The organism is Streptomyces flaveus (assembly GCF_014647675.1).
Classification (GTDB): Bacteria; Actinomycetota; Actinomycetes; order Streptomycetales; family Streptomycetaceae; genus Streptomyces; species Streptomyces flaveus.
The window spans coordinates 174,311-199,762 of the sequence record NZ_BMPQ01000008.1; the positions used below are offsets into that span (position 1 = coordinate 174,311).

Below are 25,452 nucleotides of genomic sequence, written 5' to 3' on the forward strand. Positions count from 1 at the left end.
GGCTCAGCCTTCGAACACGCCGCCCTTGACCGCGGCGACGAACTCGGCCCAGCCGTTGGCCGGGAAGAGCAGCGTCGGGCCGTGGGGGGTCTTGCTGTCGCGGACGGGGACGGCGGCGGGGATGTTGTCGGCTACTTCGACGCAGTTGCCCTGCCCCCCGTCGCTGTAACTGGACTTGCGCCACACCGCGGTGCTCAGGTCTATGCTGGCGGATCGCATGGTGCGCTGTCCTCCATCACTTGCTCAATGAACGCTACGGATTCCCGAGGCGAAAGGGCCAAGCCCCGGAGTGCATCGTAGGACAACCTGAACCGAGTGACGGTCTCAGTCTCCTCGAACAGTTCACCACTCTTGCTGGTCTCCAGCCAGGCAGCGGTACAGCCGTCAGGACGCCGTAGCAAGGTCAACGCACCGTCCAAAAGATCATGCAACCCGGCAGAGAAGGGCAGCACCTGCACGTCCACGTGTGGCAGGGCCGCCAGCTCAACGAGATGCGCAAGCTGCTCTCGCCACTCCTGAACATCCCGCAAGGGCCGTCTGAGCACGGGCTCGTCCAGGATCGCCCGCAGATACGGAGCAGAGTCCCGATGCAGCATCTCCTTTCTCCCCATGCGGGCCTCGAGCTGCTCCTCCAACTCCGCGACATCGCAGGGCCGATGCGGCGTGGACCACAGCAGAGCACGGGCGTACGCCTCGGTCTGGAACACCCCCGGCAAGAACGCCCCGGCGTAGTGCTCAATGACCACCGCCTCCGCCTCAAGCTCCATGTACCGCACGTACTTCTCGCGGAACACGGCCCCCTGCTTGGCGAGCTCCCATAGCCGCATCAGCAAGGGAGTCGTTCCGTAGACCGTGTCCAGTGCCTCGATGAGCTCGGGGCCGCCGAGGCTCTTGCCCTGCTCCATGTTGTGCAGGTGCGTGCGGTCCCATCCGACCTTGTCGGCCAACTCCCGCAGGGACCAGCGGAATTCGCTGCGCAGCCGGGCCAACTCGGCGGCCAGAACCATACGCGGTGACTGCTGCCCGTGTCCTGAGGTCGGTTTCCGCGGCGGCACCGAACACCTCTCCGTCGTTGATCAGCGGGCCCTGATACGCCGACACCAGCACCCAATAAACCGACAGTTACTACCTGTTCACGATAGGTGAAGAGACGGGAGGCTGAAGGCCGTTCATCACGAAAGGAGATGGCCCGGTGACATACCGCCGTGATCGCCGCCTGTTCGCCGCCCCCGCGCCCGACCTTCGGCTGCTGCCGTGGGAGAGCCCGGAGGGCAAGCCCTGCTTCCTGCGCCCCGCCGATAACGGCGGGGGTCTGGTCTCGCGCCTCGCCGACGACGTGGAGGAGGCGCAGATGAATCTCGGCACAGATGCCCTGACGGACGCCGAGGCCGTTCTGGACGACCCTATGGCGGGACCGCTCACCCTGCGGGTGACGCTGCGGCGGACCGCCGGGGCGCTGGGTGACGTACTCCGCATCGCCGACAGCCGCGGGGCCCGGCTCCCTGACCCAGGCCGCGAGGAAGAGGACGACGGGCTTGAGTAGTCGCGTGGGGCGCGCCCCCGGAACGGGCTCGTACGGGGCTGTCAGTCATACGAGCCATACTGGGGCGGGTGTCGGCCCTCCCTGTCGGGAAAACCGGGCGGCACCGTCCCACCCCTGCCCGGAGAGAAGAGCCCGCATGACGACCACGCCCAAGCGCAAGCTGATCGAGGTTGCGCTGCCGCTCGAAGTGATCAACCGTGAATCCGCGCGGGAGAAGTCGATCCGGCAAGGGCATCCCTCCACCCTCCACCTGTGGTGGGCTCGCCGCCCGCTCGCCGCGTGCCGAGCGGTGCTGTTCGCTCAGCTCGTCGACGACCCGACGTCCCACCCGGACCGATTCCCGGATGACGAGGCCATCGCGCTGGAGCGAAAGCGGCTCTTCCGCATCATCGAGCAGCTGGTGGAGTGGGAGAACACCTCGGATGAGGCGCTGCTGCGGGAGGCGCATGAGGAGATCCTCAAGTCCACGGATGGCAACCCTCCGCCGGTCCTGGACCCCTTCGCCGGCGGTGGCTCCATCCCCCTGGAAGCGCAGCGGCTGGGCCTGGAAGCTCATGCGTCCGACCTCAATCCGGTGCCGGTGCTGATCAACAAAGCACTGATCGAGATTCCCCCGAAGTGGGCCGGGCAGCCGCCGGTTTTCCCGGGAGCGGCCGACGAAGGACTGGGTGCGGACGGCGCGACCGAGGGCTGGTGGCCCAAGGCCACGGGTCTGGCCGAGGACGTTCGCCGTTACGGCAAGTGGATGCGGAACGAGGCCGAGAGGCGGATCGGCCACCTCTACCCGAGGGCCAAGTTCGAGGACGAGGAAGGCAGGGTCCGCGAGCTCAACGTCATCGCCTGGATCTGGGCCCGCACCGTGGAGTGCCCCAACCCGGCATGCGGCATCCGCATGCCTCTGGTCAAGTCCTGGTGGCTCGGGAAAAAGAAGGGCAAGGAGGCGTATGTCGTCCCGAGCGTGGAGGACGGCCGCGTCGTTTTCACCATCGGGCATGACTTGAAGCAGGCCCCGAAGGCGGCCGACGACGGCACGGTCCGGAGGACCGGCGCGGTATGCGTGGGCTGCCACGACGTGGCCCCCTTGTCGTACGTCCGGACCGAAGGCAAGGCGGGGCGTATCGGCCAGCAGCTCTTGGCCATCGCGGCGGAAGGAAAGCGGCAGCGGATTTACCTCCCGCCGAACGACGAGCACGAACAGGCCGCGCGGGTGCCGCGTCCGGACGATGTCCCTGAATCGGAGCTCCCTTACAATCCGCGGTATCTTACGACGCCCAACTACGGCATGACCCACCACGCCGACCTCTTCACCAACCGCCAGCTCACGGCGATGTCCGAATTCTGCCGCCTCATTGGGAAAGCAATGGACGGCACAGATATGGGCACGACTCCGCATGGGTACCGCCGAGCAGTTGAGACTTATCTCGGATTCCTGGTGAGCGCCGTTTCAGACGATCTCACTTCCTTGGTTTCCTGGAGCCCGTCACACGGCACAGGTGCCACTCGCTCGACTTTCGCACGACAGGCATTGTCCATGGTCTGGGATTTCGCCGAGGTCAACCCGTTCGTGGGTGCGACCGGAGACATCAATAGGGCAGTAGCGGCGATCGCCCGGGTTATCGAGACGCTACCGGCATCAGCAGCCGGGTTCGCCGAGCAGCAGGACGCCGCCACTCGCTCGTACGGGAATTTCGTCGTGGCGACCGATCCGCCGTATTACGACAACGTCCCATACGCAGACCTCTCGGATTTCTTCTACGTATGGCTGCGTTCTTCACTGCGCGGCAACTGGCCCGACCTTCTCGGAACCATGTTGACTCCGAAGGATGAGGAACTGGTCGCGGATCCTTTCCGTCGAGGCGGAAAAGAAGAATCCGAAAGGTTCTTCGAGGATGGCTTCAGGCGCGTATTCCATCGCATTCGCGAGAATGCGGACGCGAGCTACCCGATGACCATCTTCTATGCCTTCAAGCAATCCGAAACCGATGTGGACGGGCAAGCGTCAACAGGGTGGGAGACACTGCTGACCGGCCTACTCAGAGAAGGCTGGACGGTCACAGGCACATGGCCGATGCGTACGGAGCGCACCAGCCGGACCCGCAACAACGCCAGCAACGCCCTGGCCTCCTCCATCGTCCTCGCCTGCCGCCCGCGCCCCGACGACGCGGAGACCGTCAGCCGCCGCGCCTTCCTGTCCGCACTCAAGGCCGAGATGCCGACGAAGCTCAACGAGCTGCAGCAGGGCGCCATCGCGCCCGTGGACCTCGGTCAGGCCGCCATCGGCCCCGGCATGGCGGTGTTCTCCCGCTACACGCGCGTACTGGAGCCGGACGGGCGGGCCATGACCGTGCGCACCGCACTCACGGAGATCAACCGGACGCTGGACGAGGTTCTCTCCGAGCAGGAGGGCGACTTCGACCCGGACACCCGGTTCTGCGTGCAGTGGTTCAGGAACTTCGGCTGGAGCGAGGGAATCTTCGGCGACGCCGACAACCTTGCCCGGCAGCGCAACACGTCCGTGGACGGCGTACAGCACGGCGGCGTCTTCCGGGCCGTCGCGGGCAAGGCACGGCTGTTGCCCTTCTCCGAGCTGTCGGACGACTGGCATCCGCTGACCGAGGACCGGATCAGCCTCTGGTCCGTCGTCCTGCGCCTCGCCAAAACCCTGGAAGACGAAGGCGTGGAGCCCGCCGCACGGCTGATGGCGGCCGCGCGGGACCGGGTGGACATGGACGCCGCGCAGGAGCTGGCGTATCTGCTGTTCTCGATCTGTGAGAATCGGCGTCTCGCGCAGGACGCGATCCTCTTCAACGGGCTCGGCCAGTCCTGGTCCGACCTGACCGTCGCCTCGCGGAACCCGTCTATCGCCGTGCCCAGCACTGTGGAGGACACCCTTCCCTTCAACGAGGAGTGAGCCGTGTCCCGAGGGGCATAGGCTTGTGGCTGTCCGTGCCGGCGGGGCTACGCGGCTCATTGGCAGGGGCCGGCCAGCCGCGAGCACCGAAGGGGACGAGCACAGACGATGGCGATCAGCAACCGGGACCGGGTTCAGCGCGGCTTCGAGCTGTTGGCGGAAGGACTGGAACCTTTCGTCAACGAGGTCATATCGGCGGCCACTGCGGACGGCGGCGAGACGTACTCGAAGTCCGACCTGGCCGTGCAGCTGAACGTCATCGCCGACGAGCAGCGGGCCGAGTTCAAGGACCGGCTCTCCCGCGGTGAGCAGGCCATCGCGTCCATCCTCCGGGAGGAGCGCAACAAGTGGCCCCACACCGAGAGGTACAGCCCAGAGGACGCCGCGTACGTCCTCGACCTGATCGAGCGGCTGCTCACCTCCGTCGGCGCTCCCCGGCAGGCCGCCGCCGCGCACACGGAGAAGCGGAATCTGCTCCAGCTCGCACAGGAGCGGCAGACGCGGGAATCGGTCAAGGAGTCGACCCGCGCCGCTGCCGCTGTACCGGGGATGATCCAGGGCCAAGCCCTCAAGCCCTGGACCCAGGTCCTGGCCCCGCATCCGGACGTAAGGTCGAACCAGTACGTGGCCGCCGAGTTCGCCGCCGACCTCTACGAGGTGGCGTACGGCGACGCGGGCGAGGAGTACGCCGACCCGGTGCGCTTCTTCGAGCGCACCTACCTCACGGAAGGGCTGCGGGGCCTCGTCACCATGGCGGCCAAGAGGCTGTCCGGTGACGGCAACGTCGACCCGGTCATCAATCTGCAGACCAACTTCGGTGGTGGCAAGACGCACTCGATGCTGGCGCTCTTCCATCTCGCCTCGGGTCGTCACCTCACCGAGTTCCCGCAGGAACTGCACGACCTGATCGTCGAGTCCGGTGTGGACTGGGGTTCGCTCGCCAAGGTCAACACAGCCGTTCTCGTCGGCAACAAGCTCTCCGCCACTTCCGGCGCGGACCACGAGGGAACGCACGTCAACACCCTCTGGGGCGAGCTCGCCATGCGGCTCGGCGGCAAGGCCGCGTACGAGCGGATCGCGGCGGACGACGACGCCGGCACCAATCCCGGTCAGCGGCTGAAGGACCTGATCGCCGCGCACAGCCCCTGCGTGATCCTGATCGACGAGTGGGTCGCGTACGCGCGTGAGCTGTACGGCCGGGACGATCTTCCCGCCGGCACGTTCGACACCCAGTTCAGCTTCGCCCAGACGCTGACCGAAGCCGTCAAGGCCGTGCCCGGCGCCCTGCTGGTGGTCTCCATCCCGGCGTCCAAGGAGATCGACGCCGGTGAGAGTGCGACCAGCGGCGTCGGCCTGGAGGTCGGCGGACTCAACGGCCGGGAGGCCCTCAAGCGGCTGCAGCACGTGGTACGCCGGGTCGCCTGGCACTGGACACCCGCGTCCCAGCAGGAGTCCTTCGAGATCGTTCGTCGCAGGCTCTTCGAGGAGCCCGACGCCGAGGCAAAGACGGAGATCGCGGCGGTGGCCCGGCACTTCGTCGAGTTCTACCGCTCTAAGCATGGGGAGTTCCCGCGCGAGTGCTACGAGGGCACGTACGAGGACCGGATCAAGGCGTGCTATCCGATACACCCCGAGCTGTTCGACCGGCTCTACAAGGACTGGTCCACGCTCGACCGATTCCAGCGCACCCGTGGCGTACTGCGCATGATGAGCAGCGTGGTCCACTCGCTATGGCAGGCCGACGACTCCGGTCCGCTGATCATGCCCGGTTCCATCCCGCTGCAGGACGCGAAGGTCGTGAGTGAGCTCAACCAGTACCTCGATGACGAGTGGAAGGTGATCATCTCCACGGACGTCGACGGGGATGCCTCGGTGCCTGTGCGCATCGACAACGACCGCAAGACCTTCGGCCAGCGGCGGATCACCCGGCGGCTCGCCCGCACGGTGTTCTTCGGCTCCGCCCCGACGCTGCGCAGCGAGCATCGCGGGATCGAGCGGCAGTACGTCTGGCTGGGCGTGGCCGTGCCCGGTGACACCATCGGCAACTTCGGCTCCGCGATCGACCTGCTCGCCCAGCGGACCACGTACTTCTATCCGGAGACTGGCCGCTACTACTACAGCACCCAGCCCTCCATAACCCGCACCGTCCAAGATCGCGCGGAGGCACTGCGAAACCGGCCCGAGGAGGTCTGGCGCGAGATCACCGATCGGCTGCGCAGCACCCAGGCGGCCCACTCGGGCCAGTTCCGCAAGGTTCACGCCGCCCCCGAGGGCACAGGCGAGGTACGGGACTGGGAAGAGGCCCGCCTTGTGCTGCTCCACCCGCGGTATCCACACCGCAGGAACAAGGACGAGTCCCCGGCGCTCGAATTCGCCGCACAGTGTTTGCGGCAGTGCGGCTCCGCCCAGCGCGTCAACGTCAACCAGCTGGTCTTCCTGGCCCCGGACGAGCAGCGGCTGCTGGAACTGGAGGACGCCGTCCGGGACTTCCTGGCCTGGAAGGGTATCTACGAGGAGCGGGGCGAGGAGGAACTCAACCTCAACCCCCAGCAAGTCAGGCTCGCGGAGACCCGCCGGGCTCACGCCGACCAGGCGGTCGATCTGCGGATCTCAGCGACGTACAACTGGCTGACCGTGCCGGATCAGCCGGAGGGCGACAAGGAGTACACCCTCAAGGCCATCAGGTGCGACGGATCCGAGGACGGGCTCGCGGTGCGGGCTTCGCAAAAGCTGGTCGACGCGGGGTTGTTCGCCCCCGTCTTCGGTACTGCCAGTCTTCGCCGTGACCTCGACACCGATCTGCGACGGGTCTGGGAGCGGGGTCACGTCACCTTCGGCGCACTGTGGGGGTACTACCGCAGGCATCCGTACCTGACACGGCTGCGGGACCGCTCAGTGCTGGAGGATGCCGTCCTGCGTGTTCTCACCGAGGGCATCACCTGGGACGTAGAGGGCTTCGCTCTCGCTGAGGGTTACGACGAGGAACGCGGTGCTTACACCGGTCTGGCACTGCCCATGGAGGGCACGTTCGGGCAGGTGACCGATCAGACCCTGTTGGTCGCTCCAGAGCGTGCGATCGCTCAGCGCGAGCAGGAGCGCGCCGCGGCGCGAGCCCGCGAGGAGGCCGCGCGTGCCGCCGCCGAAGCGGTGAGCGGCACGGAAGCCTTCACCACCAGTGAACCCGGTGCGGGGGTGCCCAGCACCGGAGCCGGTCCGCGCCCGGCCGGTCCTGGGATGCCACAGGCATCGCTCTCCTCCCTCGCCCCCGAAGGCCCTGCCCCGGCGCGGCATGCCCGCTTCTTCGGTTCGTATCCGATGGACGCGGAACGGATCGGCAAGGACTTCACCAAGTTCATCGAGGAGATCCTGCCGCATCTGCGGTCCGTCCCCGGTGCCGAGGTGCGGCTCCGGCTGGAGGTCGAGGCCCACAGCCCCGACGGCTATCCCGAGGACAAGGTCCGAGTCGTGACGGAGAACGCCCGGACCCTGAAGTTCGAGCCGTACGGGTTCGAGGATGAGTGACCTGCTAAGGATGAAGTAGCCGCTCAGCAGCAGTCGCCTCGCCCGTCTCAAGCGATAGGTGAGCGAAGGGCGGCGTGTGTCCGGTGCGCCGACGATCAGGCACACTGGACGTTTGGCCGACCGGAGAGGTGCCTCGTGTGAATGGTCCACTTATTGTCCAGAGCGACAAGACTCTCCTGCTCGAGGTCGATCACGAGCAGGCGGACGACTGCCGTCGGGCCATCGCGCCGTTCGCGGAGCTGGAGCGGGCGCCCGAGCACATCCACACGTATCGGCTGACGCCGCTGGGGCTGTGGAACGCGCGGGCCGCCGGGCATGACGCCGAGCAGGTCGTGGACGCGTTGGTGCAGTTCAGCCGGTATCCGGTGCCGCATGCGCTGCTGGTCGACATCGCGGAGACGATGGACCGGTACGGACGGCTGACCCTGTCCAAGCACCCGGCCCACGGGCTGGTGCTGACGACCACCGACCGGCCCGTACTCGAGGAGATCCTGCGCTCGAAGCGGATCATGCCGCTCGTGGGCACCCGGATCGACCCGGACTCCGTGGCCGTGCACCCCTCCGAGCGCGGGCAGATCAAGCAGACGCTGCTGAAGCTGGGCTGGCCGGCCGAGGACCTCGCCGGGTACGTCGACGGCGAGGCGCATGCGATCGAGCTGGCCGAGGACGGCTGGGCACTGCGGCCGTACCAGAAGCAGGCCGTGCAGAACTTCTGGCACGGCGGGTCCGGGGTCGTCGTCCTCCCCTGCGGTGCGGGAAAGACCCTCGTCGGCGCCGGGGCCATGGCCGAGGCCAAGGCCACCACCCTCATCCTCGTCACCAACACCGTCTCCGCCCGGCAGTGGAAGCACGAGCTGGTGCGGCGTACGTCGCTGACGGAGGACGAGATCGGCGAGTACAGCGGTACGCGGAAGGAGATCCGGCCGGTCACCATCGCCACGTACCAGGTGCTGACGACGAGGCGGAAGGGCGTCTATCCGCACCTGGAGCTGTTCGACTCCCGTGACTGGGGCCTGATCATCTACGACGAGGTGCACCTGCTGCCGGCTCCCGTCTTCAAGTTCACGGCGGATCTGCAGGCACGCCGGCGGCTCGGCCTGACGGCGACGCTCGTACGGGAGGACGGCCGTGAGTCGGACGTGTTCTCGCTCATCGGCCCGAAGCGGTTCGACGCGCCCTGGAAGGAGATCGAGGCGCAGGGCTATATCGCGCCCGCGGACTGCGTCGAGGTCCGGGTGAATCTGACGGACTCCGAGCGGCTGGCGTACGCCACGGCCGAGACCGAGGAGAAGTACCGCTTCTGCGCGACCACCGAGACCAAGCGGAAGGTCACGGAGGCGCTGGTACGTCGCTTCGCGGGGCAGCAGACGCTCGTCATCGGCCAGTACATCGATCAGCTGGACGAGCTCGGCGAGCATCTGGACGCACCGGTCATCAAGGGTGAGACCAGCAACGCGCAGCGGGAGAAGCTCTTCGAGGCGTTCCGGCAGGGTGAGATCAGCGTGCTCGTCGTGTCGAAGGTCGCGAACTTCTCGATCGACCTGCCGGAGGCGACGGTCGCGATCCAGGTCTCAGGGACGTTCGGCTCCCGCCAGGAGGAGGCACAGCGCCTCGGCCGCGTGCTGCGTCCGAAGGCGGACGGTCACCAGGCGCACTTCTACTCGGTGGTCGCCCGCGACACGCTTGACCAGGACTTCGCGGCTCATCGGCAGCGGTTTCTGGCGGAGCAGGGGTATGCGTATCGGATCGTGGATGCGGATGAGTTGTTGACGGACAGCTGAGTGGGGAAGGCGGCTCACCGCCGGCGGCGAACGCCCGCCTCCTCGCCGTACTCCCCGAGCACGATCACATCGATCGCGGCGGTTGCGAAGACCTTGACGGCGCGCACGGCGTCGCCGAGGAGGTGGCGGTGGTGACGGTTGTCGAAGGCGGTCGCGCCGGGCGGCGGACCGTGCCGGGCGGGGCCGGAGGCTGGGGTGAAGGTCGCTGCACTCATGTTTCCATGATGCGTTTCGGCCATTCGGGTGACATCGGCCTTTGGGCCGAACCTCCGCGACCTCCGCATACGCCTCTGGGCTGAGCCCTCCCCCTAGGGACCCACTAGGGGGAGTAGCCGCCAGGGGGTAGGCCAGGAGCAGGGTCTGGCACCAGGAGCAGGGCCGCGTAATAAACCATTGGCCCCGCCATCGGCCCCTAGCCTAAAATCGCCGCTCTTGCCCGCCTCCCCTCGTGGAGCGCTGCCGCCCGGACGGAAACCGGCCGGCACCAGCCCCGCCGTACGACACGTACGGCGACGAGGCACACCCACGCAGCAGAACCCCAGGCAGCAGGACGCCACGCTGCATGACCACGCCCGGAGGCACCGCCGTGTCCACCCCGCCCGCCGACGACCCCCTCGACTCCCACGACCCGCTCTCCCGCGAGCGCGCCCACCTCACCCGTTCCCGCGCCGCCCTACGTGCCATGCGCGAGGACGTCGAGTCCCTCGACATCCGGGACGTCACCGCGAACTGGGTCAACGCGGAAGCCCTCACCCACCAGATCGAGGAGCGCATCAAAGCCCTCGCGGACCTCTCTCACACCCCGCTGTTCTTCGGTCGCCTCGACTACCTGCACGAGCCGGGCGTCGAGCAGGCGGAAGGCGCGGAGGGCGAGCGCTTCTATATCGGGCGCCGTCACGTCCATGACGCCGACGGCGACCCCATGGTCATCGACTGGCGCGCCCCGGTCTCGCAGCCGTTCTACCGGGCGTCCAAGAAGGACCCGCTGGACATCGCGCTGCGCCGCCGCTTCGGGTACACGGGCGGCGACCTCACCGCGTACGAGGACGAACACCTCACCGACCCCACCGAGGCCGATGTCACCAGCAAGCTGCTCCAGCAGGAGATCGAGCGCCCGCGCGTCGGCCCGATGCGCGACATCGTGGCGACGATCCAGCCCGAGCAGGACGAGATCGTACGCAGCGGACTGGGCGGCACCCTGTGTGTGCAGGGAGGTCCGGGCACCGGAAAGACGGCGGTCGGCCTGCACCGGGTCGCGTATCTCCTCTACGCCCACCGCGACCGGCTCGCCCGCACCGGCACCCTCGTCATCGGCCCGAACCGTTCCTTCCTCCACTACATCGAGCAAGTCCTGCCCGCCTTGGGCGAGTTGGAGGTCAAGCAGTCGACGGTCGACGACCTCGTCGCCCACGTCGAGGTACGCGGCAGGGACGACGCACCGGCCGCCATCGTCAAGGGCGACGCCCGTATGGCCGAGGTCCTGCGCCGCGCCGTCCGCTCGCACGTCACGATGCCGACCGAGCCGGTGGTCGTCGTACGCGGCTCGCGGCGCTGGCGCGTCCCGGCGTACGAACTGGAGGAGATCGTCCAGGAGTTGCTCGACCGCGACATCCGCTACGGCGCCGCCCGCGACGCCCTGCCGCAGCGCATCGCGCACTCCGTGCTCGTACAGATGGAGCGGTCCGGCGAGGCCCCGGACGACCGCGTGCAGGACGCCGTTGCCCGCAACTCGGCCGTGAAAGCGGCGGTGAAGGCGATCTGGCCGCCGGTCGACCCCGCCCGGCTGGTGCTGCGTCTGCTCTCCGACGCCGGCTTCCTCGCCGTACACGCGGACGGGATCCTCACCGAGGACGAGCAGAAGACCATCCTGTGGGCCAGGCCCGTACGGTCGCCGAAGTCCGCCAAGTGGTCCGCCGCGGACGCCGTGTTGATCGACGAGGCCACCGATCTCGTCCAGCGCACGCACTCGCTCGGGCATGTGGTGCTCGACGAGGCGCAGGACCTCTCCCCCATGCAGTACCGGGCGGTGGGCCGGCGCTGCACGACGGGTTCGGCGACCGTGCTCGGCGATCTGGCGCAGGGCACCACGCCCTGGGCGACGCGCAGTTGGGACGAGGCGCTGGCGCACCTGGGCAAGCGTGACGCCGTCGTGGAGGAACTGACGGCCGGTTTCCGCGTCCCGACGGACGTCATCACGTACGCGTCCCGGCTCCTCCCGCACATCGCGCCCGGGCTCACTCCGGTGGCGTCGGTCCGTGAGAATCCGGGTTTCTTCGAGGTACGGACGACTGTCGGCGACACGGAAGTGGTGGACGCCTGCCGGGAGTTGCTGAGCCACGAGGGCTCGGTCGGCCTGATCGCGGCCGACGCCCGCATCCCGGCGTTGACCGAGGCACTGACGGCGGTGGGGATCACGTATATCGGACCGGGCGAGGAGACGACGTACGAGACCCGCCTGACCCTGGTCCCGGCCTCGCTCGCCAAGGGCCTCGAGTACGACTACGTGGTCCTGGACGAGCCGCGGGCCGTGGTCGACGGCGAACCGGACGAACGGACCGGCCTGCGCCGCCTGTACGTCACCCTGACCCGAGCCGTCTCGGGCCTGATCGTGACGCACGCGGCATCGCTGCCGCCCCAACTTGCCTGATCCGCAGGCCGGTTCACGGTTCAGTTCACTGGTCGGTTCACTGGGACGGCAGCCGCCAGTACTGCCGTTTGTCCTCGTCGCGCACGACGACGCCGAGTCTCGCCAGCTCCTTGCGCAGTTCCCGGGCGTCCTCGGCGTCGTCCTGCTTCTTGAGTGCCTTCTCGCGGGCCTTGAGCAGGGCGTTCGCACCCGCGGGCAGGCCCGGGGTGTCCGGGACCCAGCGCCGGAACTCGGCCAGGTGCGGGTCCGCGTCCGCCCAGGTGTAGCCGTGCTCGGTGAAGGCGTCGGCGAGGCGTCGCTTGTCCAGGCCGCAGTCTTCCCTGGCGAGTTCCTCGCTGTGGTGGCCGAGCAGTACGAGCTGTTTGCCGTCCGGGAAGGCCAGGCGGATCTTGTCCCGCGCGAACTCCTCGGACTCGTCCCGGATGGTGAGCACCACGCGGCGGTCGGAGACGCGGACGGACAGCGACTCGTGCAGCAGGACAAGAGCCGCGAAGAGGCCCAGCAGTGCGCCGACGGTCACCGCGCCGATGGTCACCCACGGCTCGGGGACCGAGTCCAGCAGCTTCGCCGGGCCCTTGAACGGCGCCCAGCGCAGGGTCACGAGCCAGCCGGCGAGCAGCCTGACCAGCTCACCGACCACGGCCCCGGCCACGACGCAGAGGGCCAGGACGCCCCAGGTCGACTCGGCGAGCACGGTCGGCTCGTCGGGCCGGCCCTCTCGGCCCGCCCGTGCGTCCGGCTCCTTCTGCATATCCACGCTCATGCGCCCTCCGCCCGTGTTTTGCTGCGCAGCCCTCAGTGTGGCGAGCGACGGACCTCCGGTCATCAGCCGATGGTCTACGGCGCTGCCACTTTGGTATGTGGTGCCGTGGGGCATGCGGGGCCAAGGGCGCCACCGGGAGGGTGGGTTCGGTGCGTGGGCGACTGCGGGTGCGTCGTGGCTTGTCGCTCCCCCACTCTCGAATTCGCTCGAGCGGGGGGACCCCCATCGCGGCGGAGCCGCATATGTCACAGCCCCGCGCCCCTGAAGCAAAGGCCCCCGCAGTTTCAAACCGCACCCAGCGGAGCGCTAAGCGCCGCCCGCCACTCGCGTACAGCGGCGGCCGAGACGGGCTGCGCCCACCCACCCCACCGCGCCGCCCCGCCGATATGGAACGCGTCCACTCCAGCCGCCCGCAGCCGCGGTACGTGCTCGAGACGGAGCCCGCCGCCCACCATGAGCCGCTGCTCATAGCCCGGCTCCCCGCGCCGCGCCGCCTCGGCCAGCAGCGTGGGGAGGCCGTCGTCCACACCGGCCGCCGAGCCCGCCGAGAGGTAGGTGTCGAGCCCGGGCAGATCCGCGAGCTGCTTGCGCAGGGCGTCGCGGTCCGCCGCCCGGTCGATCGCGCGGTGGAACGTCCAGCGGCAGCCGTCCAGTTCGGCGACGATCCGCTCCACCGCGGCCACGTCCACACCACCGGCCTCGTCCAGAAACCCGAGCACGAACTCGTCGGCCCCCGCACTCCGCAACTCCCGTGCGACACGCACCAGTTCCCCGGTGTCTCCGGCGGCGAACCCGTCCCCCGGCCGCAGCATCACGCGCAGCGAGATGTCGACGGCGGCCCGGATCTCGGCGAAGGTCCCGACCGACGGGGTGAGCCCGTCGGCCGCCATGTCGGAGACGACTTCGAGGCGATCCGCGCCCCCGGCCCGGGCGGCGACCGCGTCCTCGGCATCGAGGGCGATCACCTCCAGGACTGCACGCTTGCTCATCAGGACCTCTCCTCTTGGCGGCTTGGACGGCTTGGACGGCTTGGAGCGACTACAGGTCTAGTCCAATTCAAGGGTACGCGGCGAAGGGGAACAATGACCCCATGGCCGACCCCGAAGCCCTGCACACCCGCTGGCTCCACACCCTGCAACGGACCCGCACCACCTCCGCCCCCGATCCCGCCCCGTACGCCGACGACCTCCTCGCCCGCTGGTCGGAACCCCAGCGCCGCTACCACACGCTCGATCACCTGACGGCGGTCCTGGACCACATCGACGTACTGGAGAAGTACGCGGACGACCCGGACCTGGTTCGCCTCGCCGCGTGGTTCCACGACGCGGTCTACCTCCCCGACCGCTCCGAGAACGAGGAACGCTCGGCCCGCCTGGCCGAACGCGCCCTTCCCGAAGCCGGCGTCCCGCCGGAGAAGACGGCCGAGGTCGCCCGCCTGGTCCGCCTCACGGTCACCCACGACCCGTCCCCCGACGACCCCAACGGCCAGGTCCTCTGCGACGCCGACCTGGCGATCCTGGCCGCACCCCCGAGGACGTACGCCCTCTACACCGCCGCCGTCCGCGAGGAGTACGCCTTCGTCCCCTCCGAGGCCTTCCGCGAGGGCCGCGCCACGGTCCTGCGCCAACTCCTCGCCCTGCCACGCCTGTTCCGCACCCCGCACGGGGCGGCGGAATGGGAGGCGACGGCGCGCTACAACATCGGCGCCGAGCTGGAGCTGCTCGACGCCGCTCGGTGACCGCGTCCGGGTCAGTGACCGCGTCCGGGAATGCCGCTCCATCCCCCTTGGTTGTCCATGAAGATGCCCTCCGTCGCCCGCGCTCCCGCCCGCATGCCCCTGGCCGTCTACATCCTCGGGCTCTCCGTCTTCGCCCTGGGCACCAGCGAGTTCATGCTGTCCGGCCTCCTGCCGGCCATCGCGGACGACATGAGCGTGTCGATTCCACGTGCGGGCCTGCTGATATCGGCCTTCGCGATCGGGATGGTCGTCGGGGCGCCCCTCCTCGCCGTGGCAACCATCCGCCTCCCCCGCCGCACGACCCTGATCAGCCTCATCACGGTCTTCGGCCTGGGCCAGATCGCGGGTGCCCTCGCGCCGAACTACGCCGTGCTCTTCGCGTCCCGGGTGATCAGTGCGCTGGCGTGTGCCGGGTTCTGGGCGGTCGGTGCCGCGGTCGCCGTCGCGATGGTGCCGGCGAACGCCCGTGCCCGCGCGCTCGCCGTGATGATCGGCGGTCTGTCGATCGCGAACGTTCTCGGCGTCCCGGCGGGTGCCTTCCTCGGTGATCATCTCGGCTGGCGCTCCGCCTTCTGGGCGGTCGCCGCCGCGTCCGGGATCGCCCTCGTCGGGGTCGTCACCCTCATCCCGGCCATTCCCCTCCCGGCCGAGAAGCCCCGGCTCAAGCGTGAGCTGCGGATCTACCGGGACCACCAGACCTGGCTCACCATCTCGATCGTCGCCCTCGCCGCGGGCGGCGTCTTCTGCACGTTCAGCTATCTCGCCCCGCTGCTGACGGACGTGGCGGGCCTGGCGGAAGGCTGGGTACCCACCGTCCTCGCACTCTTCGGGATCGGCGCGCTCGTCGGCACGACGATCGGCGGCCGGATCGCGGACGCGCACCTCTTCGGGGTACTGCTGTCCGGCATCGCGGCCTCGACCGTTCTCCTCATCGCCCTGGCCCTCCTCGGCCGGTACGCGCTCGCCGCCGTCGCCCTCTCCTTCCTCCTCGGCGTCTCGGCCTTCTATACGGCTCCCGCGCTGAACGCCCGCATGTTCAATGTCGCGGGCGCCGCCCCGACCCTCGCCGGTGCCACCACCACGGCCGCCTTCAACCTCGGCAACACCGGCGGTCCCTGGCTCGGCGGCGCGGTCATCGACGCGGGGTTCGGGTACGCCTCGACAGCGTGGGCCGGTGCGGCCATGACGGTCACGGCGGGGGCGGCGAGCGCCGTCTCACTGCGGCTTCATCGGCGTCCGGCTTCCCGAGTCGTCATCGGGGCCGCATCCGCCGGCACCGATGAGGCGGTTATTCAGTCCCGTTCCGCGAACTGACCACCTATCGTCGCCCCCATGCGAGACATGGGCGGGGATCAGATAGAGGAAGCCGTCGCGGATGCCGTGGCGGTGCTGCGGGCAGCGGCCGGGGAGCAGGACTGGAGCGTCAAGGCGGGCCGTCTCGAGTGGAGTTGCCGCAGGACGGCGGAGCACATCGCGTCGGATCTCATCTCGTACGCGGGGCAGTTGGCGGGCCGCCCCACCGACCGGTACGTACCGTTCCGCATCGACTGCGGCGAGTGCGAGAGCCCGGACGACGTCCTGGACGTCATCGAGGCGACCGGCAGCCTGCTCGCCGCGGCCGTCCGCACCACGCCGCGCGAGGCGCGGGCCTTCCACCCGTACCCCTTCCGCAGCGCGAACCGCGAGGGCTTCGCCGCGATGGGCATCGCCGAGGTGCTCCTGCACACGCATGACATCGCCGAGGGGCTGGGCATCGCGTACGAGCCCTCGGCCCGGCTCTGCGAGGACGTACTCACCCGGATCTTCCCGCACGTCCAGCCGGGACCCGACCACTGGCGCACCCTCCTGTGGGCGACCGGCCGCGGCGAGCTGCCCGGCCGCGCGCCGGTCACCGAGTGGCGCTGGAACAACAACCTCGTCATCCCCGCCGAGCGGCTCACCCTGCAAGGGATCACGCCCGCTGCCGCCGCCGATCTGCAGGCCGGCGGCACGGGCGGCTTCGAGTGGATCGAGGGCGGACCTTGCGAGAACACGCGGTTCTCCGCCGGGATAGTCATCAAGGCGTACGAGACCGGAGTTCACCGCCCGGAGTGGGGCGTGTTCGTCCTCGTGCGCACGGAGGACGGCAGGGCCATCGGCGGCATGGGCTTCCACGGCGTACCCGACGACGAGGGCCGCGCCGAGGTCGGCTACGACCTGGAGGAACCGGCCCGCGGCAACGGCTACGCCACGGAGGCGCTGCGCGCGCTGTCCACATGGGCACTGGCCCGCGACGACGTGAAGCTGCTGTGCGCGAAGATCGACCACGCCAACGCCCCTTCCCAGGGCGTGGTGTCGCGTGCGGGCTACACGTGGGTGCGGGAGGACGGGGAGCAGTACGTGTACGAGCTCCGCAGAAGCTGAGACCGCTCGCTCAACTCGCTCAGAGGGATTGCGTACGGCTCTTGCGCCTGCGCAGCCCCGCCCCGTAGAGCAGTCGCACCACCTCACGGCTGCTGACCTCGACCGCTCCGGCGCGCACGACGTCCGCGTACCGATGCGACGGGATGTCGTAGTGGTCCCGCTCGAAGGCCCGGGGTGGGACGCCCAACTCCGCGGCGAACGCGTGCAGTTCGTCGTACGAGACGTCGCTGATCAGGTGGGACCACATGCGGCCGTGGCCCGGCCAGGCGGGCGGATCGATATAGACCGTCACGAGGAGGGCGTCCCGCCGGAGCCGCCGCCGGGCCCTCCCGTCGCCGAGCCGAGCGAGCCCACCGCCGAGACCTTCACGCCTGCCTTGTGGCACACCCAGTGCGGATCGGGCCCGAGTTCCGGTTCGACGTCGAGGGCGTGCGGGTCGCCGGCGCCGCAGACGGGGCACAGCGGCCAGCGCCCGTACCGCTCGAGCAGCGCGTCCTGTACGTCCTGGGCGACCAGCCCCGCCACGTACTCGACGCCCTCCGGCCACTGCTCCACCCACCACCGCCGCTGCACCACCGACGCCTCGACGAGCGAGACGACATCGGCCTCGGCGACGTCGCCCGCGACGAGATCGGCGATCACGAGCGCACGGGCCGTGTGCAGCGCCTGTTCCAGGGGGCTGATGGGGTGTGGGGAGGGCGGAGGTTCCATAGCCCCATTGTGCGCCTACGGCACAAGTGACGGCGCTCCGTGTGGGCTGCGCGCCCGTCAGGGCTGCGCCCCTAAGGGGCGCGGGGCTGTATCGATATGCGGCTCCGCCGCGCGGGCGCGACCAGCCCCCACCGGGCCCGCAGTTGAAAACCCTCTGAGCCACCCCTTGACCCCTCCCCGCTGCCGAAAATACCTTTCACACGTGACCCCCAACGTGAAGGAAACTTTCGCGGGCGAAGCGCCGCCGGCCCCCGCGGCCCTCGCCGCCAAGGTCCGCACCCTCGCCCCGTCGATGACCCGCTCCATGCAGCGCGTCGCCGAGACCGTGGCCGGCGACCCCGCGGGCTGCGCGGCCCTCACGGTCACCGGCCTCGCGGAGCGAACCGGCACCAGCGAGGCCACAGTCGTCCGCACCGCCCGCCTCCTCGGCTACCCCGGCTACCGCGACCTGCGCCTGGCCCTCGCCGGCCTCGCCGCCCACCAGCAGTCGGGCCGCGCCCCCGCCGTCACGGCCGACATAGCGGTCGACGACCCGATCGCGGACGTCGTGGCGAAACTGGCGTACGACGAGCAGCAGACCCTCGCCGACACCGCGGCAGGCCTGGACACGGTCCAGCTCGGCGCGGCCGTCTCCGCGCTCGCGGCGGCCGGCCGTATCGACATCTACGGAGTCGGCGCCTCCGGCCTGGTCGCCCAGGACCTCCACCAGAAGCTCCTGCGCATAGGCCTCATAGCGCACGCGTTCAGCGACCCCCATCTCGCGGTCACCAACGCCGTGCAGCTGCGCGCCAAGGACGTGGCGATCGCGATCACCCACTCCGGTTCGACCGGCGACGTCATCGAGCCGCTACGGGTCGCCTTCGAGCGGGGCGCCACGACGGTCGCGATCACCGGCCGCCCGGACGGCCCGGTCTCGCAGTACGCCGACCACGTGCTCACCACGTCGACGGCCCGCGAGAGCGAGTTGCGGCCGGCCGCCATGTCGTCCCGTACGAGCCAACTGCTGGTGGTGGACTGCCTGTTCATAGGCGTGGCCCAGCGGACGTACGAGACGGCGGCGCCGGCGCTGGCCGCGTCCTACGAGGCGCTGGCGCACCGTCACGCTCCGCGGGGGGCGCGGTAGAACCACAGGCCGTCTGTACTCTGCGGGCCGTACGTGGCTGGTCGCGCAGTTCCCCGCGCCCCTGATAGGGGCGCTACACCAACCCGGAGAACCAGAGAACCACCCCCGGAAAGAGCTGCCCCACATGACCTCCCCCGCCGACGCCTCCTTCGAACGCCACCCCAGCTCCACCCCCGACTTCCGTGATGTACGGGACGAGTTGGAGACCCTGACCACCGAGGCGTTCCGTCCCGAGCTCGCTCGGATCGACCAGTTGCCCACCCTCGAGATCGCGAAGATCATGAACGGCGAGGACGCGACCGTACCGACCGCCGTCGCCACGCAGCTCCCGCGGATCGCCGCCGCGATCGACGCCGTCGCGGACCGTATGGCGCGCGGCGGACGCCTGGTCTACGCGGGCGCGGGCACCGCCGGCCGCCTCGGCGTCCTCGACGCGTCCGAGTGCCCGCCCACCTTCAACACGGACCCCTCCGAGGTCGTCGGCCTGATCGCGGGCGGCCCGAGCGCCACGGTCAACTCCATCGAGGGCGCCGAGGACTCCAAGGAGCTGGCGGCCGAGGACCTGGGTGCGTTGGGCATCACCGCCGACGACACGGTGGTCGGTGTCTCGGCCTCCGGCCGGACCCCGTACGCGATCGGCGCGGTGGAACACGCCCGCGCACTCGGCGCCCTGACCATCGGCCTGTCCTGCAACGCGGACAGCGCCCTCGCGGCGGCGGCCGACCACGGCATCGAGGTCGTCGTGGGCCCCGAACTGCTCACCGGCTCGACGCGCCTGAAGGCGGGCACCGCCCAGAAGCTGGTCCTCAACATGCTGTCGACGATCACGATGATCCGCCTGGGCAAGACGTACGGGAACCTGATGGTCGACGTACGCGCCTCGAACGACAAGCTCCGGGCCCGTTCGCGCCGTATCGTCGCGCTGGCCACAGGCGCGCCCGACGACCAGATCGAGGCGGCCCTGAGCGCGGCCGACGGCGAGACGAAGAACGCGATCCTCGTCCTCCTCGCCGACATCGACGCCGCGACCGCCGCCCGCCTGCTCACAGAGGCGAACGGCCACCTCCGGGTGGCTCTTCAGGCGGCGCTCGCGAGCGGCTGAGCAGCGCCTGGTGGGCCTTGTCGCCCAGGCGCCCCGCTGATTGTCAGTGCCGCATGTGATTCTTGGGGACGTCGGCAGCAACTCCGCTCCCGGGAGGGGACGACCAACCATGAACCACGCACAGCTGACCGCCCTGGGCCGCGCCCTGCGGCTTCTCGGCGAGCACGGCGAGGCCCTGGGCACGGACACACCCGACGCGAAGCTGCACGAGGTCAAGGCGGACCTGAAGCGGGCCCTGGACCTGCTCGAGGAGACCGTCACCACGGCGAAGCCCACCACGCGCTGCGCCGAGCACCCCACAGGCCCGGTCGACGAGGACGCCCCCGACCTGTGCCTGCTCTGCGAGACCCGCCGCCGCATCGCCCGCCGCTCGAAGGTCAACGACTCCTTCACCCAGGGCCGTCCGACCGCCCCGGACGAGACGCTCGAGCGCACGAAGTCCCGTTACGGCGTACGGGGCGACCGCCCCCAGCCCCAGCAGCGCTGGCTCCCCGAGATGTGGACCGGCCAGGTCTGGCAACTCTGCGGCACCCCCCGCCGCGACAAACAGGAAGCCGAGCTGTTCCTCGCCGCCCAGCGCCGCAGCCCCCACCCCGGCATGGCCTACCGCCTGGTCCACGAATTCACCGACTACGAGGTCCTACGCATCTGGGGCGAACCCCGAAAGATCGACATCGAACCGATGGGCAACCTCTAGCGCTCCGGCAAGACCTCCGGCGCCGTCACAGGTCAGCGCCGTACCGCCCTACCGCCATGCCTTCGCCATCACTTCAGGATCACCGAGGTCACTCAGGACCCCGTCCTCCAGCATCGCCACGAACCGCTGCCGCTCCACCGCCGCCACGAACTCCGCCAGGGCACCGTTCACCGTGGCCCGCTTGGTGGTGGTGCCCAGGATCGCGGCAGCTTCCGCGACCAGCGCGTCATCGAGGTCGATCGTGGTACGCGACATCAGCCACCGCCCGCCGCAGTCCGCAGGAACCGCACCAAATCATCCACGCTGTACCCGAGCCGTGGCCCACGCACGGCAGCCATCAGCAGCAACTGCCCGACGATCTCCGCACCCCACCCGTCGGTCCCGTCCTCGGACCACTCGTACAGCTTCTCGATGCCGAGATCGGACATGAGCAGCCCGTGCTCCGCCCGGATCTCCGCACACAATTCGGCGACGGCATCGAGCAGCCTGTCCCCCGGCCGCACACACCGCAGCCCGAAGTACGAGTCCATCTGCTCCACCTCGCAGCCCTCGGGCGGCCGGGCCTTGAGCGCGTCGTAGCGAGGATCGTCGAACCCCGGATACTCCCCGACCGGGTCATGGATCAGCGTGAACCGCTGCCACCCCGGCGGGAGCGGCGGAGGCGGCCGATACGCCTTGAACCCGAAGGCCTCCTGCACGAGAGCAGTCGCCTCGTCACACGTCTGAGCCGTGATGGTCACCGACCGGGTCCCGTCACCACCAACCGCGGTCCACAGCCCGGTCACTTCGTCCCACGTACGCCGAATACTCAGTCCCATACGCCTACCGTCCCACCCACCACTGACAACGCCCCGCCCCCGCAGCCCCGTTCACGGCAACCGCCCTTCCCAGTTGATCCGCCGCACCCGCGCCCGCAGCACCTCCCCCGGATCCGCCTCCCCCGGATCCGCCTCCCCCAAGGCGTCCGGCGGGCAGTCCCACTCCCGCCCGCCACCCACCGGCCGCAGCTGTACGTAGCCGCCCTCGCGCCCCATCACCTGGCCGAGCCGCCCGTCCCGTACGTCGATGGCGTACTTCCTGTTCTCCGCGCTCACTGGCGGGCCTCGTGCAACGCGTCGGCCAGTCGCTTCGCCGTGTTCAGGTTGCAGCGGCCGAGTTCGACGAGCGGGTACGGCTCCCTGGTCGCCGCCGTCACCGGGTCCACGCGGAGGGACGGCAACACGACGCCCAACTCTCCGAGTTCCTCCCGCAGTCGGCCCACCATCTCTTCGGCCTCCCACAGCCACTCCTCCGATTGCAACGCCATGACCTGGCACCTCTCGCTCTGAGTATCCGATTCCACCACCCAGAGTGGCCATCCCTCGCTAGCCTGAACAGAGCCGGCGTCCCAACAACACCTCGTGTAGGACCGGGAGTTGCCCATGCCAGGACCGAAGGACCTTGATCCGTCCGTCTCTCCCCGCGCCCTCCTCGGCGCCGAACTCCGCCACGCCCGCGAGAAGGCCGGCCTCAGCCAGGACGCCCTCGGGCAGGCCCTCTTCGTGAGCGGCTCGTTCATCGGGCAAATGGAGTCCGGTACGCGCCGGATTCAGCCGGACATGGCCCGGAAGCTCGACGAAATACTCGACACGAAGGGCTTCTTCGAGCGCAACTGCAAGGCCGCCAACAAGTCCAAGCACCCGGACCACTTCGCGGACGCGGCGGAGGCGGAGCGGATCGCGACGGCGATCAGGCAGTACGCGTCACAGCTGATCCCGGGCCTCTTGCAGACCAAGGCCTACGCAGAAGCGGTGTTCCGCGCCTACCACCCGACGGCGCCGGACGAGGTGATCGAAGACCTGGTGGCGGCACGCCTCGAACGCGCGCACATCCTCGACGATCCAACAACCCCGTTGTTGTGGGCGATTCTGGACGAGGCTGTCCTCAGGCGTGAGGTCGGCGGCAACGCGGTGATGGCGGAGGCACTGCGCCGCGTTACGCATCTCGCGCGCAAGCACCGAATCATCGTGCAGGTACTGCCGTTCGGTGCGGGGGCGCATGCCTCGATGGAAGGCCCCCTAAAACTCATGGAGTTCGACGACGCACCCCCGCTGTCCTTCATTGAGGGGCCCAGCATGGGGATGTTGCTGGACGACCCGGCGACCGTCACCCGACACACCCTGATGTTCAACCTCCTTCAGGCTGCAGCCCTCTCCCCGACGGAGTCCCTGGCCTTGATCGAGTCAGTGGCGCAGGATTACGAACATGGAGAACAACACCCCTGAGTACGACCTGAGCGCGGCCATCTGGCACAAGTCCAGCCACAGCGGCGGCCAGGGCGGCGACTGCCTCGAAGTCGCCACCTGGCGAAAGTCCACCTATAGCGGCGGCAGCGGCGGCGACTGCTTGGAGGTCGCCGACGACCACCCCGGCATAGCCCCCGTCCGCGACTCCAAAAATCCCCTCGGCCCGAAGCTCGTGTTCCGGGCCGAGGCCTGGACAGCCTTCGTCGCAAACCTCAAGCACGACTAGCAGAGGGCCGACCGGTGGACGGAACGCGTCACGCCTCGCCCGCACGACAGGTCGGCTCAGCGGCCGACAGCCGGTGGGCGGGGTAGGTGGGGTGCAGAAATGTGACACTTCCGGGGTCGAGTGTCACATTTTCCCGCGATCGGTACTGAGGCGCGGGGCGGCTGGACACACCGGTGCAACTCCGAAGCGATCAAGACGAGTGCGGGCTGGCGAGAGCTGAGCCGGGGCCGTCCGCAGCGACCGCCCGACCCAAGGCACCCCCACCCACCGGTTCATCGAGCCACCGGCCCGCAGCCTGCCCGAAGCTCAAGCGCCGAGCTCCGAGCCCTGCTTCTGAGGATTGGGAGGCGGGCTTCAACCCGCCCCCCCTCCCCGCGAGTTGACGTGACGCGACCGAATTGCCACGGACAGTCACATGGGCTTAGCGTGCCCGCATAACGAACAACCCCCGCCATGTGCTGGAACACCTGCGGGGGCCTGACCTACGAGATCGAAAGCGACTCGATCCCATGGCTGACGCCAACCTTAGTGCTACCTTCCTGCCCGCGCACGCGTCCCCGCACCCGATGGCCAATCCGGGTTACGGAAAACTCAGCGCCCCGGACCAACTCCCCCGCACCGCCCACGACTTCGCCCACCTCCCGCCCCGCGAAGCCGCCATCGCCGCGTACATCGACCGCCTCCCCAACGGCGCAGACATCTCCGTAAAGACGCTGGCCAAGACGCTCCCGTACGGCCAGTGCGCCCTCCGCACGGCCCTCAACAACATCCAACAGGCAGGTCACTTGCGCCGGGGTCGCGAACATCTGGCCGACTCGGGAAGCCCGCGCTGGATCACCCGAACGTGGTTCTCGCGAACGGCACGGGACGACGACTGGTGGGCGGCGTTCACGCGGGGCGACGTACCTCAGGAGCAGGAACCTTCAGCGAACCGGCGGGGCCCCACCCGCTCCCGCGCCTACATCCTCCTCGCGGCCCTCGGCCGTGCGACCCCGGCCCTGCCCCTGTCGGCCAAGGCCTGCGCGGACCTCGCCCCGCTCCTCACCGAGTGGCTCGCGAGGGGCGCCACCGACGAGCACGTACTCCAGGCCCTGACCGCAGGTCTCCCGACCCCGGTCCACAGCCCGGCCGCCCTCGTCCGCAACCGCCTGACCAACAAGCTCCCTCCGGAGCCCACACCGGCCGCCGCACGCCCACCCCTCCGCGTACTGGAGTGCGCGAAGTGCGGCGCCCCGGGCCGCCCGGAGGCTCTGCCGGGCGGCGTTTGCGGCCCGTGCCGAGGCGAGACCGCCCCACCCCAGCCCTCCATGCCTCTGACGTCCACCGCAGTCCACGCCCACGCCGCCGCAGCCCGCGCGGCGATGGTCGACCGACGAGAAAGGCCACGTCTATGACCGCTCCAGGCATTGCCCGCGAAAGAGCAGCCAAATGAATTCACCGTACACACTCGCAGGTGTGTACAGTTTTCTCATGGAGATGTATCCGCTCGTGGAAGCCCGCAACCAACTCGGCCAACTGGTCGGCCGGGTCAGGCACGGTCAGGAACACATCCTGATCTCGGAGTACGGAAAGCCTGCCGCCGCGCTCATCCCGATAAGCGAACTGGAAGAGTTGCAGCGACTGCGGGACGAGGCGGACATCGCCGAAGCGCAGGCACGTGAGGCGAACCCGTCCGGCCCGTCCATGTCTCACGACGATTTCATGGCCCAGTTGGAGGCGGAAGATCGCCAGGAGGCCGCTTCGTGACCTACGCACTGGTGTGGGAACACCACGCCATGAGCGAGTTCCGAAGGCTTCGAGCCCTCGACCCCATCGGGGCCAAGGCCACAACCGCAGCAGTACGCGCACTCGCCGACGACCCGCGTCCCGAAGCAGCCCGCGCGCTTGGCGCATCCGGCTACTACCGACTGCACGTCGGCACTTGGCGGATTCTGTATCGACCGGACGACTCCACCATCACCGTCCACGTGCTGAAGGTCGGTCGCAGTACCTGAAGCGCC

Annotated in this window: 27 protein-coding genes; 16 read left to right on the plus strand and 11 right to left on the minus strand. The window is 69.2% G+C overall.

Annotation, left to right across the window (positions count from 1 at the left end; translation table 11 throughout):
- Positions 1-3: 3 nt before the first annotated feature.
- Together IEZ21_RS18775 and IEZ21_RS18780 are read right to left on the minus strand one after the other, a co-directional pair.
- Complete coding sequence (locus tag IEZ21_RS18775) at positions 4-219, minus strand: DUF397 domain-containing protein (RefSeq protein ID WP_189323064.1); 216 nt, start codon at positions 217-219, stop codon at positions 4-6.
- On the minus strand, positions 201-1,007 hold the full coding sequence (locus IEZ21_RS18780; protein ID WP_189323065.1) for a helix-turn-helix domain-containing protein: 807 nt from the start codon (positions 1,005-1,007) through the stop codon (positions 201-203). The genes IEZ21_RS18775 and IEZ21_RS18780 overlap by 19 nt, the downstream gene beginning before the upstream one ends.
- A gap of 185 nt (positions 1,008-1,192) precedes the next feature.
- Here IEZ21_RS18780 and IEZ21_RS18785 point away from each other — a divergent pair, with 185 nt between their 5' ends.
- From IEZ21_RS18785 to IEZ21_RS18800, 4 genes are all read left to right on the plus strand, one after another.
- Positions 1,193-1,543 (plus strand): hypothetical protein, encoded by a 351-nt coding sequence (locus tag IEZ21_RS18785; RefSeq protein WP_246567876.1) that lies wholly within the window; start codon positions 1,193-1,195, stop codon positions 1,541-1,543.
- A 136-nt stretch (positions 1,544-1,679) separates the two neighbouring features.
- Positions 1,680-4,454: a DUF1156 domain-containing protein gene (locus IEZ21_RS18790; RefSeq protein WP_189323066.1), complete on the plus strand. Its 2,775-nt coding sequence runs from the start codon at positions 1,680-1,682 to the stop codon at positions 4,452-4,454.
- A 108-nt stretch (positions 4,455-4,562) separates the two neighbouring features.
- A complete protein-coding gene (locus IEZ21_RS18795; RefSeq protein WP_189323067.1) occupies positions 4,563-7,976 on the plus strand; it encodes a DUF499 family protein in 3,414 nt (1,137 codons plus the stop codon).
- A 137-nt stretch (positions 7,977-8,113) separates the two neighbouring features.
- A complete protein-coding gene (locus IEZ21_RS18800) occupies positions 8,114-9,757 on the plus strand; it encodes a DNA repair helicase XPB (RefSeq protein WP_189323068.1) in 1,644 nt (547 codons plus the stop codon).
- A 14-nt stretch (positions 9,758-9,771) separates the two neighbouring features.
- On the opposite strand, the gene IEZ21_RS18805 is transcribed toward IEZ21_RS18800, so the two are convergent.
- Positions 9,772-9,972, minus strand: a complete 201-nt coding sequence (locus IEZ21_RS18805) for a hypothetical protein (protein ID WP_189323069.1) — start codon at positions 9,970-9,972, stop codon at positions 9,772-9,774.
- Between the two features lie 347 nt (positions 9,973-10,319).
- Here IEZ21_RS18805 and IEZ21_RS18810 point away from each other — a divergent pair, with 347 nt between their 5' ends.
- Positions 10,320-12,404: a HelD family protein gene (locus IEZ21_RS18810; protein WP_189323070.1), complete on the plus strand. Its 2,085-nt coding sequence runs from the start codon at positions 10,320-10,322 to the stop codon at positions 12,402-12,404.
- A 37-nt stretch (positions 12,405-12,441) separates the two neighbouring features.
- Here IEZ21_RS18810 and IEZ21_RS18815 read toward each other — a convergent pair whose 3' ends face one another.
- Both IEZ21_RS18815 and IEZ21_RS18820 read right to left on the minus strand, forming a co-directional pair.
- Complete coding sequence (locus IEZ21_RS18815; RefSeq protein WP_246567878.1) at positions 12,442-13,167, minus strand: YqeB family protein; 726 nt, start codon at positions 13,165-13,167, stop codon at positions 12,442-12,444.
- A gap of 284 nt (positions 13,168-13,451) precedes the next feature.
- Entirely contained in the window at positions 13,452-14,156 is a 705-nt protein-coding gene (locus IEZ21_RS18820; protein ID WP_189323071.1) for a copper homeostasis protein CutC, read from the minus strand.
- A 101-nt stretch (positions 14,157-14,257) separates the two neighbouring features.
- Here IEZ21_RS18820 and IEZ21_RS18825 point away from each other — a divergent pair, with 101 nt between their 5' ends.
- The 3 genes from IEZ21_RS18825 to IEZ21_RS18835 all read left to right on the plus strand — a co-directional run bounded on the left by IEZ21_RS18825 (position 14,258) and on the right by IEZ21_RS18835 (position 17,308).
- Positions 14,258-14,905, plus strand: coding sequence for an HD domain-containing protein (locus tag IEZ21_RS18825; protein ID WP_189323072.1), 648 nt, complete (start codon positions 14,258-14,260; stop codon positions 14,903-14,905).
- A 93-nt stretch (positions 14,906-14,998) separates the two neighbouring features.
- Positions 14,999-16,219 (plus strand): Cmx/CmrA family chloramphenicol efflux MFS transporter, encoded by a 1,221-nt coding sequence (locus IEZ21_RS18830; RefSeq protein ID WP_189323199.1) that lies wholly within the window; start codon positions 14,999-15,001, stop codon positions 16,217-16,219.
- 18 nt (positions 16,220-16,237) lie between these two features.
- The gene (locus tag IEZ21_RS18835; RefSeq protein WP_189323073.1) at positions 16,238-17,308 is read left to right on the plus strand and encodes a GNAT family N-acetyltransferase; all 1,071 of its coding nucleotides are present in this window, start codon (positions 16,238-16,240) and stop codon (positions 17,306-17,308) included.
- A 19-nt stretch (positions 17,309-17,327) separates the two neighbouring features.
- Here IEZ21_RS18835 and IEZ21_RS18840 read toward each other — a convergent pair whose 3' ends face one another.
- Both IEZ21_RS18840 and IEZ21_RS18845 read right to left on the minus strand, forming a co-directional pair.
- Complete coding sequence (locus IEZ21_RS18840; RefSeq protein ID WP_189323074.1) at positions 17,328-17,600, minus strand: DUF4031 domain-containing protein; 273 nt, start codon at positions 17,598-17,600, stop codon at positions 17,328-17,330.
- Positions 17,597-18,019, minus strand: a complete 423-nt coding sequence (locus IEZ21_RS18845; RefSeq protein WP_189323075.1) for a DUF8819 family protein — start codon at positions 18,017-18,019, stop codon at positions 17,597-17,599. Before IEZ21_RS18845 ends, IEZ21_RS18840 begins: the two co-directional genes overlap by 4 nt.
- Positions 18,020-18,221: 202 nt before the next feature.
- On the opposite strand from IEZ21_RS18845, the gene IEZ21_RS18850 reads away from it, so the two are divergent.
- From IEZ21_RS18850 to IEZ21_RS18860, 3 genes are all read left to right on the plus strand, one after another.
- Positions 18,222-19,142, plus strand: coding sequence for a MurR/RpiR family transcriptional regulator (locus IEZ21_RS18850; RefSeq protein WP_189323076.1), 921 nt, complete (start codon positions 18,222-18,224; stop codon positions 19,140-19,142).
- Positions 19,143-19,266: 124 nt separating this feature from the next.
- Complete coding sequence (gene murQ, locus IEZ21_RS18855) at positions 19,267-20,244, plus strand: N-acetylmuramic acid 6-phosphate etherase (protein ID WP_189323077.1); 978 nt, start codon at positions 19,267-19,269, stop codon at positions 20,242-20,244.
- A gap of 109 nt (positions 20,245-20,353) precedes the next feature.
- On the plus strand, positions 20,354-20,941 hold the full coding sequence (locus IEZ21_RS18860; protein WP_189323078.1) for a hypothetical protein: 588 nt from the start codon (positions 20,354-20,356) through the stop codon (positions 20,939-20,941).
- Between the two features lie 48 nt (positions 20,942-20,989).
- Here the strand turns inward: IEZ21_RS18860 and IEZ21_RS18865 are convergent, their stop codons facing one another.
- The 4 genes from IEZ21_RS18865 to IEZ21_RS18880 are packed head-to-tail and all read right to left on the minus strand — an operon-like array spanning position 20,990 to position 22,247.
- Positions 20,990-21,196 carry a type II toxin-antitoxin system VapB family antitoxin gene (locus tag IEZ21_RS18865; protein WP_189323079.1) on the minus strand — a complete coding sequence of 69 codons (207 nt, stop codon included), beginning with the start codon at positions 21,194-21,196 and terminating at the stop codon, positions 20,990-20,992.
- Complete coding sequence (locus tag IEZ21_RS18870; RefSeq protein ID WP_246567880.1) at positions 21,196-21,759, minus strand: hypothetical protein; 564 nt, start codon at positions 21,757-21,759, stop codon at positions 21,196-21,198. The genes IEZ21_RS18865 and IEZ21_RS18870 overlap by 1 nt, the downstream gene beginning before the upstream one ends.
- A gap of 51 nt (positions 21,760-21,810) precedes the next feature.
- Positions 21,811-22,035: a hypothetical protein gene (locus IEZ21_RS18875; RefSeq protein WP_189323080.1), complete on the minus strand. Its 225-nt coding sequence runs from the start codon at positions 22,033-22,035 to the stop codon at positions 21,811-21,813.
- A complete protein-coding gene (locus tag IEZ21_RS18880; RefSeq protein ID WP_189323081.1) occupies positions 22,032-22,247 on the minus strand; it encodes a hypothetical protein in 216 nt (71 codons plus the stop codon). The genes IEZ21_RS18875 and IEZ21_RS18880 overlap by 4 nt, the downstream gene beginning before the upstream one ends.
- A gap of 115 nt (positions 22,248-22,362) precedes the next feature.
- Between IEZ21_RS18880 and IEZ21_RS18885 the strand changes: the two genes are divergently transcribed.
- The 5 genes from IEZ21_RS18885 (at position 22,363) to IEZ21_RS18905 (ending at position 25,446) form a co-directional block, all read left to right on the plus strand.
- Positions 22,363-23,205 (plus strand): helix-turn-helix domain-containing protein, encoded by an 843-nt coding sequence (locus tag IEZ21_RS18885; protein WP_189323082.1) that lies wholly within the window; start codon positions 22,363-22,365, stop codon positions 23,203-23,205.
- Positions 23,186-23,452 (plus strand): DUF397 domain-containing protein, encoded by a 267-nt coding sequence (locus tag IEZ21_RS18890; RefSeq protein ID WP_189323083.1) that lies wholly within the window; start codon positions 23,186-23,188, stop codon positions 23,450-23,452. Before IEZ21_RS18885 ends, IEZ21_RS18890 begins: the two co-directional genes overlap by 20 nt.
- 509 nt (positions 23,453-23,961) lie before the next feature.
- Positions 23,962-24,846, plus strand: coding sequence for a hypothetical protein (locus tag IEZ21_RS18895; RefSeq protein WP_373302243.1), 885 nt, complete (start codon positions 23,962-23,964; stop codon positions 24,844-24,846).
- Positions 24,847-24,922: 76 nt separating this feature from the next.
- Positions 24,923-25,198 carry a type II toxin-antitoxin system prevent-host-death family antitoxin gene (locus tag IEZ21_RS18900; RefSeq protein WP_189323084.1) on the plus strand — a complete coding sequence of 92 codons (276 nt, stop codon included), beginning with the start codon at positions 24,923-24,925 and terminating at the stop codon, positions 25,196-25,198.
- Positions 25,195-25,446 carry a type II toxin-antitoxin system RelE family toxin gene (locus IEZ21_RS18905; RefSeq protein WP_189323085.1) on the plus strand — a complete coding sequence of 84 codons (252 nt, stop codon included), beginning with the start codon at positions 25,195-25,197 and terminating at the stop codon, positions 25,444-25,446. The genes IEZ21_RS18900 and IEZ21_RS18905 overlap by 4 nt, the downstream gene beginning before the upstream one ends.
- Positions 25,447-25,452: the final 6 nt, after the last annotated feature.

Bases quoted from the DNA above. Each gene is read 5' to 3' on its own strand.
- IEZ21_RS18880 (WP_189323081.1), bottom strand. From the start codon at position 22,247: ATGGCGTTGCAATCGGAGGAGTGGCTGTGGGAGGCCGAAGAGATGGTG.
- IEZ21_RS18825 (WP_189323072.1), top strand. From the start codon at position 14,258: ATGGCCGACCCCGAAGCCCTGCACACCCGCTGGCTCCACACCCTGCAA.
- IEZ21_RS18900 (WP_189323084.1), top strand. From the start codon at position 24,923: ATGGAGATGTATCCGCTCGTGGAAGCCCGCAACCAACTCGGCCAACTG.
- murQ (WP_189323077.1), top strand. From the start codon at position 19,267: ATGACCTCCCCCGCCGACGCCTCCTTCGAACGCCACCCCAGCTCCACC.
- IEZ21_RS18885 (WP_189323082.1), top strand. From the start codon at position 22,363: ATGCCAGGACCGAAGGACCTTGATCCGTCCGTCTCTCCCCGCGCCCTC.
- IEZ21_RS18895 (WP_373302243.1), top strand. From the start codon at position 23,962: ATGGCTGACGCCAACCTTAGTGCTACCTTCCTGCCCGCGCACGCGTCC.
- IEZ21_RS18790 (WP_189323066.1), top strand. From the start codon at position 1,680: ATGACGACCACGCCCAAGCGCAAGCTGATCGAGGTTGCGCTGCCGCTC.
- IEZ21_RS18780 (WP_189323065.1), bottom strand. From the start codon at position 1,007: ATGGTTCTGGCCGCCGAGTTGGCCCGGCTGCGCAGCGAATTCCGCTGG.
- IEZ21_RS18775 (WP_189323064.1), bottom strand. From the start codon at position 219: ATGCGATCCGCCAGCATAGACCTGAGCACCGCGGTGTGGCGCAAGTCC.
- IEZ21_RS18835 (WP_189323073.1), top strand. From the start codon at position 16,238: ATGCGAGACATGGGCGGGGATCAGATAGAGGAAGCCGTCGCGGATGCC.
- IEZ21_RS18805 (WP_189323069.1), bottom strand. From the start codon at position 9,972: ATGAGTGCAGCGACCTTCACCCCAGCCTCCGGCCCCGCCCGGCACGGT.
- IEZ21_RS18845 (WP_189323075.1), bottom strand. From the start codon at position 18,019: ATGGAACCTCCGCCCTCCCCACACCCCATCAGCCCCCTGGAACAGGCG.
- IEZ21_RS18830 (WP_189323199.1), top strand. From the start codon at position 14,999: ATGCCCCTGGCCGTCTACATCCTCGGGCTCTCCGTCTTCGCCCTGGGC.
- IEZ21_RS18870 (WP_246567880.1), bottom strand. From the start codon at position 21,759: ATGGGACTGAGTATTCGGCGTACGTGGGACGAAGTGACCGGGCTGTGG.
- IEZ21_RS18890 (WP_189323083.1), top strand. From the start codon at position 23,186: ATGGAGAACAACACCCCTGAGTACGACCTGAGCGCGGCCATCTGGCAC.
- IEZ21_RS18860 (WP_189323078.1), top strand. From the start codon at position 20,354: ATGAACCACGCACAGCTGACCGCCCTGGGCCGCGCCCTGCGGCTTCTC.
- IEZ21_RS18810 (WP_189323070.1), top strand. From the start codon at position 10,320: ATGACCACGCCCGGAGGCACCGCCGTGTCCACCCCGCCCGCCGACGAC.
- IEZ21_RS18815 (WP_246567878.1), bottom strand. From the start codon at position 13,167: ATGAGCGTGGATATGCAGAAGGAGCCGGACGCACGGGCGGGCCGAGAG.
- IEZ21_RS18820 (WP_189323071.1), bottom strand. From the start codon at position 14,156: ATGAGCAAGCGTGCAGTCCTGGAGGTGATCGCCCTCGATGCCGAGGAC.
- IEZ21_RS18795 (WP_189323067.1), top strand. From the start codon at position 4,563: ATGGCGATCAGCAACCGGGACCGGGTTCAGCGCGGCTTCGAGCTGTTG.
- IEZ21_RS18865 (WP_189323079.1), bottom strand. From the start codon at position 21,196: ATGTCGCGTACCACGATCGACCTCGATGACGCGCTGGTCGCGGAAGCT.